Annotated in this window: 1 protein-coding gene; it reads right to left on the reverse strand. The window is 32.6% G+C overall.

The annotated features are described in order from the left end of the window. Nucleotides 1-89: 89 nt before the first annotated feature. Nucleotides 90-1,109, reverse strand: coding sequence for a UDP-glucose 4-epimerase GalE (galE, locus tag V7014_RS26825; RefSeq protein ID WP_335512125.1), 1,020 nt, complete (start codon nt 1,107-1,109; stop codon nt 90-92). Nucleotides 1,110-1,250: the final 141 nt, after the last annotated feature.

Raw genomic sequence — 1,250 nt, forward strand, 5'->3', positions numbered from 1 at the left:
ATCATGTAATAATTATTTAAATAAGACGTCTTGCGTTTTACTGTCGATATTGATGGATAAGATTTTCATTTACATAAAGACTGACAAACTCATAATTTCATTTTATATCCATCCGGGTTATTTTTTTGCCATCTCCACGCATCTCTGCACATATCATCAATTCCCTTTACGGCTATCCATCCAAGTTCTCTTTTTGCTTTTAACGGATTTGCACAAGAACTTGCTACATCACCAGGTCTAGAATCAACAATCTTATAAGGAACTTTCGTTCCAGATATCTTTTCAAAGATATCAATTATTTCAAGTACACTATACCCTTTACCGGTACCGAGGTTATACGTTTCTATCCCTGTTGAAGAAATAACTTTTTCAAGTGCTTTTAAGTGGCCCTTAGCCAAGTCAAATACATGTATAAAATCTCTTATTCCTGTTCCGTCGGACGTTGGATATTTATTTCCATATACATTTAATTCCTTCATTTTACCAATAGCAACTTGTGCAATATATGGCAGTAGGTTATTAGGAACTCCCGTAGAATCTTCTCCTAATCTTCCACTCTCATGAGCACCTATAGGATTAAAATAACGTAAAATGGAAATGCTCCAATTGTTATCTGAATAGTAAAGATCACGTAATATTACTTCAATAATTAATTTTGTCCGTGCGTATGGATTTGTTGTTTTTAAGGGAAAATTTTCTGAAATAGGAATATTATCTGTAACACCGTAAACTGTAGCTGACGAACTAAACACTATGTTTTTCACTCCATATTTTTCCATCATTCCACATAGAACAAGAGTTCCTGTAATGTTACTATTATAATAATGAATTGGAATTTCAGCTGACTCTTGAACCGATTTAAGGCCCGCAAAATGCATCACAGCATCAATGTTATTTTCAACAAAAACATTCTCCAACTGCTCCTTATCAAGGATATTTACATTATAAAAGGTTATTTTTTTTCCTGTTATTTCTTCAACTCGAGTTAAAGATTCGGATCTACTGTTAGATAAGTTATCAACAATAACAACCTCATAGCCTGCATTTAATAACTCAACACAGGTATGACTACCAATATATCCTGCCCCTCCTGTAACCAAAATCACCATTAGTGCACCCTCCTTTAGTTGAACACTATTCAAATCTATTTAATACTCTTTTAAATAATCACACTAATAAACTACTTTGTTAAGAAATTTAACAGAGCTGTTTAGTAGTGTGATTATTGATAAAATTAATCTATTAATCTT

It is taken from the genome of Bacillus sp. JJ722, from assembly GCF_036963345.1.
In the GTDB taxonomy this organism is placed as follows: domain Bacteria; phylum Bacillota; class Bacilli; order Bacillales; family DSM-1321; genus Bacillus_AD.